The 16177-nt window shown below is 62.8% G+C and carries 13 protein-coding genes, 1 tRNA gene and 2 pseudogenes; 7 read left to right on the plus strand and 9 right to left on the minus strand.

Annotated elements, in window-relative coordinates; genetic code table 11:
• Nucleotides 1-49 precede the first annotated feature (49 nt).
• From gloA to QTL95_RS22135, 3 genes are all read left to right on the plus strand, one after another.
• Nucleotides 50-490, plus strand: coding sequence for a lactoylglutathione lyase (gene gloA, locus QTL95_RS22125; protein WP_289722054.1), 441 nt, complete (start codon nt 50-52; stop codon nt 488-490).
• A gap of 156 nt (nt 491-646) precedes the next feature.
• Complete coding sequence (locus QTL95_RS22130; protein ID WP_289722055.1) at nt 647-1774, plus strand: YcbK family protein; 1128 nt, start codon at nt 647-649, stop codon at nt 1772-1774.
• Between the two features lie 194 nt (nt 1775-1968).
• Nucleotides 1969-2043 (plus strand) — tRNA-Glu (locus QTL95_RS22135).
• A 122-nt stretch (nt 2044-2165) separates the two neighbouring features.
• Here the strand turns inward: QTL95_RS22135 and recJ are convergent.
• The 6 genes and pseudogenes from recJ to QTL95_RS22165 form a co-directional block, all read right to left on the minus strand.
• Complete coding sequence (gene recJ, locus QTL95_RS22140; protein WP_442981344.1) at nt 2166-3968, minus strand: single-stranded-DNA-specific exonuclease RecJ; 1803 nt, start codon at nt 3966-3968, stop codon at nt 2166-2168.
• 170 nt (nt 3969-4138) lie between these two features.
• A pseudogene (locus QTL95_RS22145) lies at nt 4139-4261 on the minus strand (nucleotidyl transferase AbiEii/AbiGii toxin family protein); the annotation flags it as partial.
• A gap of 57 nt (nt 4262-4318) precedes the next feature.
• Nucleotides 4319-4589, minus strand: a pseudogene (locus tag QTL95_RS22150) (hypothetical protein).
• A 120-nt stretch (nt 4590-4709) separates the two neighbouring features.
• Nucleotides 4710-6032 carry a homoserine dehydrogenase gene (locus QTL95_RS22155; protein WP_289722057.1) on the minus strand — a complete coding sequence of 441 codons (1323 nt, stop codon included), beginning with the start codon at nt 6030-6032 and terminating at the stop codon, nt 4710-4712.
• A gap of 65 nt (nt 6033-6097) precedes the next feature.
• Nucleotides 6098-7318: an LL-diaminopimelate aminotransferase gene (locus QTL95_RS22160; protein WP_289722058.1), complete on the minus strand. Its 1221-nt coding sequence runs from the start codon at nt 7316-7318 to the stop codon at nt 6098-6100.
• Between the two features lie 225 nt (nt 7319-7543).
• On the minus strand, nt 7544-7960 hold the full coding sequence (locus QTL95_RS22165) for a hypothetical protein (protein ID WP_289722059.1): 417 nt from the start codon (nt 7958-7960) through the stop codon (nt 7544-7546).
• A 150-nt stretch (nt 7961-8110) separates the two neighbouring features.
• Here QTL95_RS22165 and phaC point away from each other — a divergent pair, with 150 nt between their 5' ends.
• Nucleotides 8111-9955: a class I poly(R)-hydroxyalkanoic acid synthase gene (gene phaC / locus QTL95_RS22170; RefSeq protein WP_289722060.1), complete on the plus strand. Its 1845-nt coding sequence runs from the start codon at nt 8111-8113 to the stop codon at nt 9953-9955.
• 46 nt (nt 9956-10001) lie between these two features.
• On the opposite strand, the gene QTL95_RS22175 is transcribed toward phaC, so the two are convergent.
• Nucleotides 10002-10907, minus strand: coding sequence for a LysR family transcriptional regulator (locus QTL95_RS22175; RefSeq protein ID WP_289722438.1), 906 nt, complete (start codon nt 10905-10907; stop codon nt 10002-10004).
• 107 nt (nt 10908-11014) lie between these two features.
• Here QTL95_RS22175 and QTL95_RS22180 point away from each other — a divergent pair, with 107 nt between their 5' ends.
• On the plus strand, nt 11015-11785 hold the full coding sequence (locus QTL95_RS22180) for an SDR family NAD(P)-dependent oxidoreductase (protein ID WP_289722061.1): 771 nt from the start codon (nt 11015-11017) through the stop codon (nt 11783-11785).
• Nucleotides 11786-11803: 18 nt separating this feature from the next.
• Nucleotides 11804-12511 (plus strand): SDR family NAD(P)-dependent oxidoreductase, encoded by a 708-nt coding sequence (locus tag QTL95_RS22185; RefSeq protein WP_289722062.1) that lies wholly within the window; start codon nt 11804-11806, stop codon nt 12509-12511.
• Nucleotides 12512-12626: 115 nt separating this feature from the next.
• Here the strand turns inward: QTL95_RS22185 and QTL95_RS22190 are convergent, their stop codons facing one another.
• Together QTL95_RS22190 and QTL95_RS22195 are read right to left on the minus strand one after the other, a co-directional pair.
• Nucleotides 12627-13001, minus strand: a complete 375-nt coding sequence (locus QTL95_RS22190) for a VOC family protein (RefSeq protein ID WP_289722063.1) — start codon at nt 12999-13001, stop codon at nt 12627-12629.
• Between the two features lie 201 nt (nt 13002-13202).
• Nucleotides 13203-14237 (minus strand): SAM-dependent methyltransferase, encoded by a 1035-nt coding sequence (locus QTL95_RS22195; RefSeq protein ID WP_289722064.1) that lies wholly within the window; start codon nt 14235-14237, stop codon nt 13203-13205.
• 256 nt (nt 14238-14493) lie between these two features.
• Here QTL95_RS22195 and QTL95_RS22200 point away from each other — a divergent pair, with 256 nt between their 5' ends.
• Nucleotides 14494-15786, plus strand: a complete 1293-nt coding sequence (locus QTL95_RS22200; RefSeq protein WP_289722065.1) for a DUF2778 domain-containing protein — start codon at nt 14494-14496, stop codon at nt 15784-15786.
• Nucleotides 15787-16177 lie beyond the last annotated feature (391 nt).

Genomic DNA, 16177 nt, shown 5'->3' on the forward strand with positions numbered 1-16177 from the left:
TGACGCTCCGCCACATAAGAGAGCGCCCCTGCATTAGAGAGGAAATAGAATGCGTTATCTCCACACCATGGTCCGCGTGAAGGATCTGGACGCCTCGCTGAACTTCTACACGACCCTTTTCGGTCTCGAGGAAGTCCGCCGCATCGAAAACGAGAAGGGCCGCTTCACGCTCGTCTTCCTCGCTGCCCCCGGCGACAAGGACGACGCGACCTCGAAGAAAGCCCCCTGCCTCGAGCTCACCTACAACTGGGACACCGAGGATTATACCGGCGGCCGTAACTTCGGCCACCTCGCCTACGAGGTCGACGACATCTATGCGACCTGCCAGAAGCTGATGGACAACGGCATCACCATCAACCGCCCGCCCCGCGACGGCCACATGGCATTCGTGCGCTCGCCCGACGGCATCTCCATCGAAATACTGCAGAAGGACGGCAGCCTTCCCGCCGCCGAACCCTGGGCTTCGATGGGCAATACCGGCGCCTGGTAAAGCGAGGCTTTTGCGAAGCTTGCGGCTTTTGCGATTTGCGGCATGCGTGCCCGGATCGCGCTTGCCGCAGGCCCAGGCCGCGGGCACTCTCCCGACGACTCGAGGCAGGAGGCGCGATTTGCATGCGTCTTTTGCCGTCATCTGGAGACTGCTCGCTTGCTCGCTGTTGAAAAGCGGAGGCCGCTCGGCCACGCCCTTCTGCCCACCCTGCTGATCGCCACATCCGTGCTGGCGCTTGCCGGTTGCGTATCGGACAAGGCGTCGTCTCCCGATTCCGCATCGTTCGCATCGCCGGCCGAACCCGCCGCGGCCACGCAAGCCGCCGCCACTGCCGCCGCCACGCAGCCGCAGGCCGGATACCGCGACCCGATGGTCACCTCCGTCGCCGGCGGCCAGACTTCCCAGACCGCGCAGATGGCCGGCCAGGCGCAGCCACAAGGCCAGATGCCCATGCAGGCCAACGCGCAGGCGATGGCGGCCGGTTCGGCAGTCACCGCTCCTGCCAACATCGGCGGCCTCGCCATGCAGTCGACCGGCATCAACGCGCAGGCGATGAGCATCTTTTCCGTCCGGCCGAAGATGCAGAACAACTCGACCTCGACCCAGTTTCAGCCTGCCGACGCCAACGCCTATGCGCCCGGTGGCGTCAGCCCTGCCCGTTCCAGCGTCTATAGCAGCCAGTTTCCCGTCGATCCGCAGCAGGCACCTCAGGGCGTGATCCTTCCGCAGCAATCCTCGGAGAATACGAGCACCCGGATCGCGCCGACGCAGACCGCCTATGTCGCGACCGGAGCGCTCGCCGGCCAGACGAGCAACGCGCTCTACAGCGCCCCGAAGCAGAACCTCCTCGGCAGCCTTTCCGGCCTGCTGCAGAAGGCCTCGCTGCCGGGCATGACCCGCATCGCGCCGAACGGCCTGCATATCCAGAACGACAAGGTCGAGGTCGGTTGCTTCAAGCCCAACCTGCTCAACGTCATCAAGGCCGTCGAGACGCACTTCGGCAAGCCGGTGCTGGTCACCTCGGGTTACCGCGATCCCCAGCACAACCGCATGGTCGGCGGTGCGGAGGAATCGATGCATAAGAGCTGCGATGCCGCCGATATCCAGATTTCAGGCGTCTCGAAATGGGAGATCGCCGGCTTCATTCGCTCGCTGCCCGATCGAGGCGGCGTCGGCACCTATTGCCATACGGATTCGGTCCATCTCGACACCGGCCGCAACCGCGACTGGAACTGGGGCTGCGGCGGCAAGGCCCCATCCGCGGCAATCGCCCGCGCCCTCTGACCCCAGTCAATTATCCGATCCCGGCATGACGGCATGGTCCGCCATGCGAACGCATGCGTGCAGCCGCTTGATTCCCCTGCAAAATAAGGAATTTCGCGCCCGCCGAGATTTCCTGTCACTTTTTCAAGGAAAAAACGAAATTGCCGCTTGCGGGAACCCAGGTGCCTGATTATAAGGGCGCCACCACGAAGGAAGCGCCCTTCGTCTATCGGTTAGGACACCAGATTTTCATTCTGGGAAGAGGGGTTCGACTCCCCTAGGGCGTGCCACTTCTCTCGCTTTTCGGCGAGATCGGATGGTTTATTTCCAAAAACCAATCAGAGCCCTGCGGCGCTTTCCTCAAGCGATGCGTGAGTTATTCCAGGCTGGCCTTTGGCGGCCTTTTCCGCAATCACTTTGCCGGCGCGGCGTCGGTCACGCGCAGCTGGACGCGACGCGAGCCCTGATAGTGGTTGTCGCCCAGCGAGCCTGCGACGTGGACGTTGGCGCCTCGCGAATTCAAGAGCAGATTGCCGAGCTGGGTATCGGCGGCGCGGAAGGCGATGCCGTCGAGGCGGGCGCCGTCCATCGCTTCAAGAGTGACCTTCACATGCTTTTCGCCGACCAGACGCGCGTCGCGGATGCGGTGCGCCGGGATGGCGAAGATCGGTTGCGAATGGCCGGAACCGTAGGGGCCTGCCGTCTCCAGGCGGTCGATCAGGTCGATCGTGGCGCCGCTGGCGCCGATGGCGCCATCGATCTTCAGGGTCTCGTTGGCGACCAGCGCCGCCACCGTCTTCTGGGCGCGCTCGGTGAAGAAGCCGCGCAACCGGCCGAGCTTGTCGCGCTCGACGGTCAGGCCCGCCGCCATGGCATGGCCACCGCCCTTGACCAGCAGCCCCTCCTCGACCGCCGCGCGCACCATCTTGCCCATGTCGAAGCCGTTTATGGAGCGGCCGGAGCCGGTGCCCTTGCCATTGGGGTCGAAGGCGATGGCGAAGGCCGGGCGCTTGAACTTCTCCTTCAGCCGCGCGGCGATCAGACCGACAATGCCGGGATGCCATCTTTCATGCGCGGTGACGATGACCGAAGCGCCGCTGCCATCGCCATATTCGGCGAGCGCCTCGGCCTCGGCCTCCTGCAGCATGTTGGCTTCCATAACCTGGCGGTCGCGGTTGAGCTCGTCCAGGCGCTCGGCGATGGCCTCGGCCTCCGCCTTGTCCTCGAGCGTCAATAGCCGGCTACCGAGCGCCGCGTCGCTGATCCGGCCGCCGGCGTTGATGCGGGGGCCGATGAGGAAACCGAAGTGATAGGGCGTCACCGGACCGGCAAGGCCGGCCTTGCGAAACAGTGCGGCGAGCCCGGCATTGCCCTGATGGCGGGCGGCGATCAGGCCCTTGACGACATAGGCGCGGTTCAGGCCCTTCAGCGGAACCACGTCGCAGACGGTGGCGAGCGCCACGATATCGAGCCATTGCAGGAGGTCGATGCTGCGCGCCTCAGGATGGCCGGCCTCGCGCAGCAGCCGCAGCGTCGCGACCAGCACGAGGAAGACGACGCCGGCGGCGCAGAGATGCCCCTGCCCCGACAGATCGTCCTCGCGGTTCGGATTGACCAGCGCGTGGCACTGCGGCAGATCATGTGTCACCTGGTGGTGATCGATGACGACGACGTCGACATGGCGTTTCGCCGCCGCCGCCAGCGCCTCGTGGCTGGTGGAGCCGCAATCGACGGTGACGATCAGGCGGGCGCCGTTGTCGATCAGCTGGTCGATGGCCGCAGGGTTCGGGCCATAGCCTTCGAAGACGCGGTCGGGGATGTAGATCTCGGATTTGACGCCGAAATGGCTGAGGAAGCGGTACATCAGCGCCGAGGACGAGGCGCCGTCGACGTCGTAATCTCCGAAGATCGCCACCTGCTGGCGTGTTCTGATGGCGTCGACGATGCGTTTCGCCGCCGTCTCGCAGTCCGTCAGCTTGTAGGGATCGGGCATCAGCGAGCGCAGCGTCGGGTCGAGGAATTCGAGCGCCTCGTCGACGCTGACGCCGCGACCGGCGAGCACCCGGGCGATCAGATCCGGCAGGCCGTGCATCTGCGACATGGCAAGCGCCCGGTTCTGCCCGGCCTGGTCCAGCCGCGAGATCCAGCGATTGTCGAGAACGGATTTCTCGACACCCAGAAAGGCGCGCTGTACCGGATCGGCCGGGATATCCATCATGTCACTCCGCTGCCACTACAAGGCCGTTCTACAGAGCCTGGAGGCCAAACGAAAGACGGCGGAGCACCCCCGCGCCCCGCCGCCCACAGAATACATCACCATGCGGTGACGGCCGCCCGAAGCTTGACGAAAGTCTAGCTAAAGGGGGCACCGCGCCGTTGCGAGTGCGGATCATCAACGAAGATGTCGACGTCAAAACTTTCCCGGTGGTCGATCTGCAGCATAAGGGCCGTCCCGCCACCAAAGGTCCAACTGTCGACTAAGGAGAATTGCGAATTCACCTGGTCGATAATGCTGACCGCCTGGTCGAACAGATCGCCCCACCTGCTTGCGATATGGCCGACCAACTATGCCACCCGCGCGAGAGGCAAGGTATAGCCGGCAAGCTTGGAGAATTTCCGTGCGAGATCAGTGACGGTAACTGGGTTCCAGGTCCATTTCCGATAGGAACGAGACTTGCAACCCCTCGTCCACCTCGGAGAAAAAACAAAATGCCGATGCATCAAACTGGTCCGCACTGGCGTAATCGCTGATCTTCGACGCCAACTGCTCAGCGGACAGCGTCGTCCCGTATGGAGCGTTGACCGTGGACAGAACCTTTATCGCGACAATCGACATATTCGACACCTGAACCATCAGCCGTCGAAATATAGCGAGGAGACACCAGAGAAACAAGTTCGCCGGTATCTCTGCGGGTCGTCGCGGACCTCACGCTCAGAAGCACCTAGGTCCCGAACCTCAGTCCTCCTTGGGACGCTCGATGCGGATCACCTGCGGTTCGCCGACGAGATAGCCTTCTGCCTTGATCGCCTCGACCGCCTTGCGCACGGAGTCCTCGGTCGTTGCGTGGGTGACGAGGATGATCGTCTGGTGGTGCGATGGGGCCAGATGCTGCTTGGAGCGCTGGACGATCGATTCCAGCGAGATGTGGTTCTCGGCCATGCGGGTCGCGACGCTGGCGAAGACGCCGGTGCGGTCGAGCACCGTCAGGCGAATGAAATAGCCGCCCTCGTGGCTCTGGATTTGCGCCTTGCGATAGGGCTCGAGCGCCTTGGCCGGGTGGCCGAGCACGGGAACCTGCTGGGCGCCCGGGCGGCTCTTGGCGATATCGGCGATGTCGCCGAGCACGGACGAGGCCGTGGCATTGCCGCCGGCGCCGGGGCCGACCATCAGGAGTTCGCCGAGAATGTCGGATTCGATCGCCACCGCGTTGGTGACGCCATCGACCTGGGCGATGACGCTATCGACCGGCACCATGGTCGGGTGAACGCGCTGCTCGATGCCGGTATCGGTGCGCTGGGCAACGCCGAGCAATTTGATGCGGTAGCCGAGGTCGGCGGCCGCATGGATGTCCTCGATCGAGATGTTGGTGATGCCTTCGAGATAGATGTCGTCGACGGCGATCTGGTTGCCGAAGGCGAGCGTCGTCAGGATCGAGAGCTTGTGGGCGGTGTCGTTGCCCTCGATGTCGAAGGCCGGATCGGCTTCGGCGTAGCCGAGGCGCTGGGCTTCCTTCAGGCAATCGGCGAACGACAGGCCTTCCTTCTCCATCTTGGTCAGGATGTAGTTGCAGGTGCCGTTCATGATGCCGTAGACGCGCGAGATCGTGTTGCCCGTCAACGATTCACGCAGCGCCTTGATGACCGGGATGCCGCCGGCGACGGCCGCTTCGAAGTTGAGCAGCGCACCCTTCTCCTCGGCGATCTTGGCAAGCTCGACGCCGTGATAGGCAAGCAGCGCCTTGTTGGCTGTCACCACGTGGAGACCGCGATTGAGCGCCGCGTGGACGGCGATGTTGGCCGGACCCTCGGCGCCGCCGACGAGCTCGACGAAGACGTCGATATCACCCTTGGTCGCCAGTTCCTCCGGCGTGTCGAACCACTCGATGCCGCCTACGTCGATGCCGCGATCCTTGGTCTTGTCGCGGGCCGAGACGCCGGTAATCAGGATCGGCCGGCCGCATGTCGCGGCAAGCACGTCGCTGCGCTGCTGAATGATACGGACAAGTGCGGCACCAACGGTACCCAAGCCCGCAACGCCGATTTTAAGGGCATCTGCCATGGATCGATCCTGAAATATGTCATGAAAGGCAGCCGCCGAAGCGGCTGCCGAAAGAACTGATTGTATCAGCGGTGAGCGTTCAACGAGACGACATTGTGCATCGTCTGGTCTGCAGTCGACATGAACTTCTTGATGTTGCGCGCCGCCTGACGAATGCGGTGCTCGTTCTCGACGAGCGCCAGACGCACGTAATCGTCGCCCATCTCGCCGAAGCCGATACCGGGTGCGACCGCAACGTCGGCCTTCTCGACCAGCAGCTTGGAGAATTCAAGGCTGCCGAGATGGCGGAACTTCTCGGGGATCTTCGCCCAGGCGAACATGGTGGCCGCCGGCGGCGGAACCTCGAAGCCGGCCTTGCCGAAGCTGTCGACCATGACGTCGCGGCGGCGCTTGTAGACGTTGCGGACCTCGGCGATATCCGAGCCGTCGCCGTTCAGCGCATGCGTGGCGGCCACCTGGATCGGCGTGAATGCGCCGTAATCGAGGTAGGATTTTACGCGTGTGAGAGCCGCGATCAGGCGTTCATTGCCGACGGCAAAGCCCATGCGCCAGCCCGGCATGGAGAAGGTCTTCGACATCGAGGTGAACTCGACGCAGACGTCCATGGCGCCGGGCACTTCCAGCACCGACGGAGGCGGGTTGTTGTGGTCGAAGTAGATTTCCGAATAGGCAAGGTCCGAGAGCACGATGATATCGTGCTTCTTGGCAAACGCGATGACATCCTTGTAGAAGTCGAGCGTCGCGACATAAGCCGTCGGGTTCGACGGATAGTTGACGATCAGAGCCAGCGGCTTCGGGATCGAGTGCTTCACGGCGCGTTCGAGCGGCGGGAAGAAGCTCTCATTGGGCTCGACCGGCAGCGAGCGGATCACGCCGCCCGCCATCAGGAAGCCGAAGGCGTGGATCGGATAGGTCGGGTTCGGGCAGAGGATGACGTCGCCCGGTGCGGTGATCGCCTGCGCCATGTTGGCGAAGCCTTCCTTGGAGCCCAGGGTTGCGACCACCTGCGTATCCGGGTTGAGCTTCACGCCGAAGCGGCGGGCGTAATAGGCGGCCTGGGCGCGGCGCAGGCCGGGAATGCCCTTGGACGAGGAATAGCGGTGCGTGCGCGGGTCCTGGACCACTTCGCAGAGCTTGTCGACGATCGCCTTGGGGGTGGGAAGGTCAGGGTTTCCCATGCCGAGATCGATGATATCGGCTCCGCCCGCTCGCGCGCTTGCTTTCAAACGGTTGACCTGTTCGAAAACATAAGGCGGCAAACGCCGGACTTTGTGAAACTCTTCCATTTCTTTCCCCACGGAAATGCGGCCACCATGACCGCCAATCGAAGTTCGTCCTAATTTCCGGCTGCTTGCGACACGAACTTCAGAATCGCGAGCGCCGTATTCATCAGACTTTCAACGCGCGGCGATTCTTTGACGGACCGCCGGGAAGGCTTGAGATTATCAGGAAAATTTCATCTTCCGCTACTGCGGAAGGCTTTGCTTCGAAATCGCCCTGAAGGCAAGGCCTCAATTGTTGATTTCGTTGAGCGTGTCGGCGCCGTGATCGGCCGCGAGCTTGCGATATTCGGCGACCCGGCGCTGATACTCGGCTTCCGAGATCGTGCCCGCCTTGCGCTGGGCGGCGAGCGCGGTCAGCTTCTTCTGCAGGCCGGAGGCTTCCTCGTCGCTCATCTGGACGTTGGCGGCCGTCAGCGGCGCGCCGAAGGACGGGTAGCCGTCGGGATAGGTGGCGAGGCCGCTCTGCGTCGGAGCCGCACCCTTGGTCGGGCTCATGACGACGGCGGTGGGCGCCGCCTGCTTGGCCGCGAAGGCGGCCTTTTCTTCCGGCGTCTGCATGCAACCGGCCAGCGCCATGGCCGCGGCGGCGCCGATGAGCGCGATACGGGTCATGTTTGCGATAGTGCGGGTGCCGTTCATGGTCATGCCGGATATTCCAGATACAGAGCTGCTTCGACTGTTAAATTCGTCGCTCGCACAAAGCAATAGCAGGAGCGACAATGTGGAACTTGTTTTATCGATCTTTCCAGATGTACAACGGAAATTGCAAGCAGATGCTGCCGCCGGAGGATATGCGTGACCGACAGCAAGCGGGAGAACAGCGAGAAGGCGAAAGCTCAGGGCTTCGACACCAACGACCTCGATCCCTATCTGATGAAGGATCCCGAGGCGATGGCGATGAACTTCGCCCGCGCGCTCGAAAATCTCGGCAAGGCGGCCTCCGCATGGCTCGCGCCGCGTGAGCGCGGCGAGATATCGGACAACGCCGTCGATCCGATGACCGACATGGTCAAGACGCTCTCCAAAGTCACGGAATACTGGATTTCCGACCCGCGCCGCACCTTCGAGGCGCAGACGCAGCTGATGAGCAGCTATTTCGGCGTCTGGATGCGCTCGGTGCAGAAAATGCAGGGCGAGACGACCGATCCCGACCCCGATGCCGGCCGCCAGGACCGGAGATTCGCCGACGAGGACTGGCAGAAGAACCCCTTCTTCGGGTTCCTGAAGCAGGTCTACCTCATCACCGCCGACTGGGCGGAAAAGATGGTAAGCGAGACCGAAGGGCTAGACGAGCACACCAAGCACAAAGCCGGCTTCTACGTGAAGCAGATCACGGCCGCGCTTTCGCCGAGCAATTTCGTCGCCACCAATCCGCAGCTCTATCGCGAGACGATATCGAGCAGCGGCGAAAACCTGGTGCGCGGCATGAAGATGCTGGCCGAGGACATCGTCGCCGGGCGCGGCAACCTGAAGCTGCGGCAGACCGACATGAGCAAGTTCGCCGTCGGCCGCGACATGGCGCTGACGCCGGGCAAAGTGATCGCGCAGAACGAAATCTGCCAGATCATCCAGTACGAGGCGACAACGGAAACGGTGCTGAAGCGCCCTCTCCTCATCTGCCCGCCATGGATCAACAAGTTCTACATCCTCGACCTCAACCCGCAGAAATCCTTCATCAAATGGTGCGTGGACCAGGGACATACGGTCTTCGTCATCTCCTGGGTCAATCCGGATGCCAGGCATGCTCAGAAGGACTGGGCCGCCTATGCCCGCGAGGGGATCGACTTCGCGCTCGACACCATCGAGAAAGCCTCGGGCGAAAAGGACGTCAACGCCATCGGCTACTGCGTCGGCGGCACGCTGCTGGCCGCCACACTGGCGCTGCACGCAAAGGAAAAGAACAAGCGCATCCGCTCCGCCACGCTCTTCACCACGCAGGTCGATTTCACCCATGCGGGCGATCTCAAGGTGTTCGTCGACGAGGAGCAACTGGAAGCGCTGGAGGCGCATATGCTCGAGATGGGTTATCTCGACGGCTCGAAGATGGCGACAGCCTTCAACATGCTGCGCGCCTCGGAGCTGATCTGGCCCTATTTCGTCAACAACTATCTGAAAGGCCAGGAGCCGATGCCCTTCGATCTCCTGTTCTGGAACGCCGATTCGACCCGCATGGCGGCGGCGAACCACTCCTTCTATCTGCGCAACTGCTACCTCCGCAACGCGCTGGCCAGGGATGAGATGATCCTCGACGGCAAGCCGGTGTCGCTGCGCGACGTGAAGATCCCGATCTACAATCTCGCCACCCGTGAGGACCACATCGCGCCCCCGAAATCGGTGTTCCTCGGCGGCCAGTTCTTCGGCGGCAAGGTCGATTTCGTCGTCGCCGGCTCCGGCCACATCGCCGGCGTCGTCAACCCGCCCGACAAAAACAAATACCAATACTGGACCGGCGGCGCCTCCAGGGGCGAGTACGACGCCTGGCTGCAAACCGCCCAGGAAACCGCCGGCTCCTGGTGGCCGCACTGGCATGCCTGGATCGAGGCCAAGGACGCCAAGCGCGTTCCGGCACGCAAACCGGGCGGCGCGGCGATGAACGCGATCGAGGAAGCGCCGGGCAGCTATGTGATGGAGCGGACGTGAGGGGTGTGGCGGTGGCTGCTTGCGGCCCGAAGCGGTCTTGCCGAAGTTAAGCTTCAGATCGGATGGTATCGATAAAGGCGCGGAGAGCGGGTCGCATATGACGCTGATCGGGATAGCAAATGTAGAGCCCGGGAAAAGGCGCACTCCATGCATCGAGCAGCTTAACAAGGCGCTTTTGGTCAAACAGTTCGGCGACCGTGTCCTCGATGACGAAACCGATACCGATGCTGTCCAATACCGCGCCGAGTGCGGCTTCCCTGCTGTCTACGATGAGAGGTCCATCGACCACGACGTCGAACCACGTGCCGTTCTCGAAGAATTCCCAGGCATAGGGTGTTGAACGACCCGGCCAGCGCCAGCGTATGCAGCGGTGTTGGAGAAGATCGCGGGGATGCTCCGGTTGCCCGTGGGTCTCAACATATTCCGGCGTTGCAACGGTCACCTGCCTTAGCTCGGGTCCGATTCGGACAGCGATCATGTTCCTTTCGATCACTTCCCCGACGCGCAATGCCACATCGTAGCCTCCCGCCACCAGGTCGGTAACTGCGTCGTCCACCGTCAGATCGACAACGACATCCGGATAACGTTCGCTGAACCGCGCCAGGATCGGCTCGATGTATTTGCGGGAGGCTGACCGGATTGCGTGAACGCGGACAGTGCCTGCGATTGAGAGGCCCGCTCTGCGGGCTTGATCAACTGCCGCCGCCAGTTCAAGCGCCGCAGGACCGGCGCGTTCGAAAAGGATGGCGCCCGCTTCAGTCAATGACACGTTGCGCGTGGTCCGATGCAGGAGCTGCGTACCTACCGTTTCCTCAAAATTGCGAACTGTCTGGCTGAGAGACGATGGCGTGATGCCGAGCACTTCCGCCGCCCTGCTGAAACTCAGGTGTTTTGCCACCGCCAAGAAGGCCCGCAATTGATGGAATTCGTGGCTGGCAAGGTAATTGTCCATCACTCTGGCTACCATTCTGTGGCTGGGCTAACAAGAATTGTTAGTTTCGGCTATATTCTGAAGTTTGTCACGGCCGTCTAAGATCTGGCTTCCTTAAGGAGGCTGACGTGCTGAAGACATCCGAAAGAAATGAAATCCCACAGAGCTGGAGCCTTTCCGGCAAGATCGCGATCGTAACCGGAGCAGCCCGTGGCATCGGGCGCGAAACCGTAAAGCTCTTGCGGCAGCGCGGCGCATATGTCGTTGCCAGCGACAGGAATAGTGCCGTGCACGGCCTGGCTGCAAGCGAGATCGCCACGCTGGAAGGCGACGTCTCGATGGAAGAGACCGCTGTGCGAACCATCGCTCTGGCAAAGGAGCGGTTCGGCAGCGTGGATATCCTGGTCAACAATGCCGGTCGAACGATGAACAAGCCTCTGGTGCAGATGAGCGTCGCAGACTGGGATGACATCATGGCGGTGAACGCTCGTGGCAATTTCCTGCATGCCAGGGAGGCGTTGAAGGTCATGGTCGAGCAGACGAGCGGAACCATTGTCAATGTCGCCTCAATTGTTTCGACCGTCGCGATGAAGGATACGGCCGTGTACGCCGCGTCGAAGGGTGCGATCGCACAACTCACCAAGGTGATCGCGGTCGAATATGGATCGAAGGGTATCCGTGCCAATGCGGTCGCGCCTGGTGTTGTCGAAACCGACATCCTCGAAGACATCGTCGCGGACAGCCGCGCAACGCTTGCCAGCTACGGCGACGTTCATCCGGTCGGCCGCGTGGCTCAGCCGGTCGATATCGCCGAAATCATCGCATTCCTGTCTGCTCCGGCATCGGCCTTCATGACTGGCGCACTGGTCATGGCCGACGGCGGCTACACGGCATTGTAAACATCAAGGAGATCAATCGTGACGAAATCCATCCTCATCGTTGCCGCCGAGCGTGGTCTCGGGCTGGGACTGGCCGAACAATTCTTTAAGCGCGGCTGGAGCGTCGTTGGCACCGCGCGGCAGGACGCTGATATCACTGACCTGTTGTCTATCGGTGCGAGCGATCCTGATCGGCTTGCGGTTGCCAGGATCGACGTCACCAAAGCGGACGAGATCAGCCCGTTTCTGGCATCCTTGTCGGACAGACGGTTCGACGTGATCTATCTGAACGCTGGTATCTTCGGCCCTGTCCATCAAAGTGTCCTGGAAGCTACGGATGAAGACTTTGCGGAAATCATGCTGACGAATACGTTCGGCCCCATCCGCCTTGCACGTTACCTCATGAACAAACTCGTCACGCCAGGCGGCACGCTGGCCTTCATGTCCTCTCATCGCGGCAGCATTGAAATCAATGTCGAGGCGGGACTGGAGCTATATCGGGCGAGTAAGGTATCTCTCAACATGCTGGCCCGTGGCATCTACGCCGATTACAAGCAACAGGGCCTGACAGTGCTCTCGATCCATCCGGGCTGGGCAAGGACCGCGATGGGAACGCTTGACGGAGCCGTGGAACCGGAGATCGAACTGGAGACAAGCGTACAGGGCGTTGCAGACGTCGTCGAGCGACACATGGCTACAGGCGAAAATCTCTATCTCGATTACGAGGGCACCAGATTGCCGTGGTGATGAGGCCGTCGGACGATGTCCGCTATTTGCGAAAAACCATCCGGCCGAGGTTGATCACGACGGCGCAGTGCCTGTTCGCTCGGGCTTCATCGCGATCGCCCGGCCGCCACCTACCTCATTTCGTCGCCTGCGTCCTGACAGTCAGCTTGTTTCCATCAGGATCACGCAGATAGGCGACGAAGGCCCCGTTCGGGCGCTCCGCGGGCGGGCTCTCGATGGCGGTGCCGCCATGTGCCGTGCCGGCGGCATGCCAGGCCAGAACGTGGTCCTGGCTTGCCGCGGCGATGCCGATGGTGCCGCCGTTCGCCGCAGTCGCCGGCTTGCCGTCGATCGGCTTCGTGATCATCAGCCGACCGCCCTCATGGACATAGATCAGCCTGCCGCGCGCATCCATCTCGCCGGGCTTGCCGCCGAGTGCGGCAAAGGTGGCGTCGTAGAAGCGTCGCGCCTGCTCCAGGTCGTTGCTTCCGATCATGACGTGCGTGAACATGCTTCATCTCCGGTAAGTGCCCAATCTCACCCCATCCCGGGAAAACCTGGCCATGGGTCGGTCGCAAGATAGGATGTTTCGCGCCGGCCGCAATGCTGCCGGAGAAGGATCAAGGGGAAACCGTGTCGGAAACCGTAGGGCGTTCCGCTGGGCGCGCGGGCGCGCACCGTGATTTTCGTTGCGGCCGGACGAGCCTCCGCCTCAATCAAACGCGATCAGGCTTGCCGGCGATGGCGGCAGCGGCGTGATCGTCGCGGTGGCGAAACCGGCCATCCTTGCCATTTCGGCCAGTTCGCGCGCCGTATAGGCATCGCCCTTCGGCGTCGTCGCCAGCATCTCCCAGGCAAAGGCGGCGGGGAATTCGGGGGTGACGCGGTCCTCGTTGGGCACGAAATCGACGGCGATCAGCTTGCCATCGGGCGCGAGGCTGGCGCGGGCCTTCTTCAGAAGTGCGGCGCAACCGTCCAAGTCGAAATGATGCAGGAAGTTCGGCAGCATGATCAGGTCGTAGTCGCGACCCCAGTCGACATCGAAGGCGCTTCCGGCGATGAAATCGAAACGGGAGGCGAGACCGGCATCGGCGGCGTTCTTTTCCGTCAGATCAAGCACCGGCTTCCAGTCGAGCGCCACGATCCTCGCGGCGGGGATCGCCTTGGCGATCTCGATGCCGAAGCAGCCGGGACCGGCGGCGATGTCCAGCACTTTCCTGGGCGGCGTCTTCCAGCCGGCCACCTCGGCGGCCAACGCCTGCGCGGCGACACCTGTGAACGAGCCCATGGCGCGGGCAAAGCGCACCCAGACGGGATTGTCGGGCGAGAGGTTGGCAAGCCCCTCGGCGCCGCCGTTGCGCACGCAGGCGGCGGGATCATCGAGGAAGAAGGCCAGCATTTCGGGTGCCGCGACGAACTCGATCGCCGCGCCCATGAAGGCGGGCGAGCGGCGGCTGAGGAAGACCTGGCTCGACGGGGTCAGGCCATAGATGTCGCCGTCCTTGGTCAGGAAGCCGGCGACGACGAGATAGTCGCACAGGATGCGGATGCCGCGCTCGGCGCATTTCGTCTCGACGGCCAGTGGCTTGGCCGCGCGGCCCTCGCCGATTTTCGTGAACAGATCGAGTTCGATCGCCGCCCTGATCGCCGCGGTCTTGCGTACCGCGAACATCGCCTCGACGAGAAGAGCCGGAGAAATATCGCTGCTTGCGGTGTTTTTCGTCGCCGTATTTTCTGGTGAAGGCATCGGCTTTCCCTCCCTCGCCCCGCCGGGCACAACCCTACCATAGCAGAGCACGAGACGAATTACACGCCCTGCTAATATAGTGATCCATTTTCGATCACGTAAAGAAATTGGTTACCATAATTCGTCATCATGCGGATCAGCCGGAAACGAAAACAGGCCGCAATTTGGCCCGTTTGCTCCCGTACCGGCTCCGGCGAAGAAGTGTGCATCATCAAGTACCGCCGGCCAGTGTAACGAGTTCTGAAAGACGAGTGTTATGGCGTTTGCGGTCGATGCTGTCAGTGGTTCCAGGCCCATAGGTACGTCTATTTCTCGTTTCGGTCGCTCATTCCGCCTGCTCTCGGGCGCAGCTCTCATCGGTGCAGGCTTCGCGGCCTCCGCCTGGATCGTCGCCACAATCGCAACCGCGCATGTCATGGCGCCTTTGCCGCATCCAGACGCCAGCCCGTTTGCCGGCATCGCGCTTGCGCCTGTTCATGTCGCGGCCACGGCAAGGCCCGCGACGCGCGACATCCATGTCACGAAATTCTCCCGCCTCGGCACGCCAACGGCCGCCGACAAGTTGGCTGCGGCGCAGAAGAGCGGCCGCGTGCTTGCTGCGGCAGCGCTGAAGGCCGCCTTCGTCGGCCAGTCGGCGCCCGTCATCGTTGCCGAAGCCGCGCCGAAGCCGGTCACGGTCGCGACGCTGAAGACCAAGGACGACGCGCTGGCATCGATTGCCGATCACGGCGACCGCATCATCATTCCGTCGAAGGCAGAGATCGCCGCGGCGGAAGGCCCTGCCCTGCTGGCCCTGGCGTCTTCTGTCGAACCGAACGAACGCAAGGCCGCACCGACGGCGGCCCAGCCCGCCGCTCCCGTCGAGGTCGCCAGCCTCTCCGCCGATAGCGACGCATCCGCCGGCGATGGCCGCGCACCCTTCGATCTCGTCTTGTCCGACCGCACCGATGTGCCGCTGCCGATGGCCCGGCCCGACGGCCTCGTCAAGCGCCCGGCGACGTCCGACCGCGCCAAGCCCGAGGAACCGGTGCTCGCCTATGCGCGGCCGGATGCCGGCGCCGACGGCAGCGACGACGACATGCCGACCTTCAAGACGCAGGCACCTTCGCCCGTAGCCCGCAACGGCGTCGCCATCTACGATATCTCCGCCAATACGGTCTATCTCCCGAACGGCGAACGCCTCGAGGCGCATTCCGGCCTCGGCCCGATGCGCGACAACCCGAAATACGTGCACGCCAAGAACCGCGGACCGACGCCGCCCCACACCTACAATCTGACCATGCGCGAGAGCCTGTTCCATGGCGTCGCGGCGATCCGCCTCAACCCGGTCGGCGGCGCCGGCAACATCTACAATCGCGTCGGCCTGCTCGCCCACACCTACATGCTCGGCGCCCGCGGCGATTCCAACGGCTGCGTCTCCTTCAAGGATTACAAGCGCTTTCTCGCTGCCTTCAAGCGCGGCGACATCCGCCAGCTCGTCGTCGTCACCAGCATGCCGCGCAACAAGCCCGGCTCGACGCTCGCCTCGCTGTTCTCCTCACGCTCGTAAGCCTTTTATCAATCCGCATCCCCGTCTCGCCCGTGCGGCGACACGGGGATGTTCGTTTTCGCGACCTGCTTGCGCATCAACGACTTAGCTGAAATCTCCCGCCCGATTTTCCTCGCGCTGCGTTGCCGGCCTTAGACTTGCCTCGTCCCGTCATCGGATGCACCGGCAGGCGTGCCGGCGAGGCGGGACCGGCGCGGTGTGCGGGGGTAGGACGCGAAACCTCATGCACCGGGTCCGAAAAAATGGTCTCCCTCCGGGGCTGGCGGTTGGTTACGTTTGTCGAACGTGTCATCCGTTGGAGTGCTCCGGACGTGCCTGTGAGGCACACAACGTCGTCGCGAAGGCTTGGAAGGCGGCTGCAGAGGGACCGGAGTTCGGGCATAAACCGCCG

It is taken from the genome of Rhizobium sp. S152 (assembly GCF_030380735.1).
Classification (GTDB): Bacteria; Pseudomonadota; Alphaproteobacteria; order Rhizobiales; family Rhizobiaceae; genus Rhizobium.

Coding starts and splice junctions, on each gene's coding strand:
- QTL95_RS22175 (WP_289722438.1), bottom strand. CDS start 10,907: ATGGACAATTACCTTGCCAGCCACGAATTCCATCAATTGCGGGCCTTC.
- recJ (WP_442981344.1), bottom strand. CDS start 3,968: ATGGATATCCCGGCCGATCCGGTACAGCGCGCCTTTCTGGGTGTCGAG.
- QTL95_RS22155 (WP_289722057.1), bottom strand. CDS start 6,032: ATGGCAGATGCCCTTAAAATCGGCGTTGCGGGCTTGGGTACCGTTGGT.
- QTL95_RS22165 (WP_289722059.1), bottom strand. CDS start 7,960: ATGACCATGAACGGCACCCGCACTATCGCAAACATGACCCGTATCGCG.
- QTL95_RS22190 (WP_289722063.1), bottom strand. CDS start 13,001: ATGTTCACGCACGTCATGATCGGAAGCAACGACCTGGAGCAGGCGCGA.
- QTL95_RS22200 (WP_289722065.1), top strand. CDS start 14,494: ATGGCGTTTGCGGTCGATGCTGTCAGTGGTTCCAGGCCCATAGGTACG.
- gloA (WP_289722054.1), top strand. CDS start 50: ATGCGTTATCTCCACACCATGGTCCGCGTGAAGGATCTGGACGCCTCG.
- QTL95_RS22160 (WP_289722058.1), bottom strand. CDS start 7,318: ATGGAAGAGTTTCACAAAGTCCGGCGTTTGCCGCCTTATGTTTTCGAA.
- QTL95_RS22195 (WP_289722064.1), bottom strand. CDS start 14,237: ATGCCTTCACCAGAAAATACGGCGACGAAAAACACCGCAAGCAGCGAT.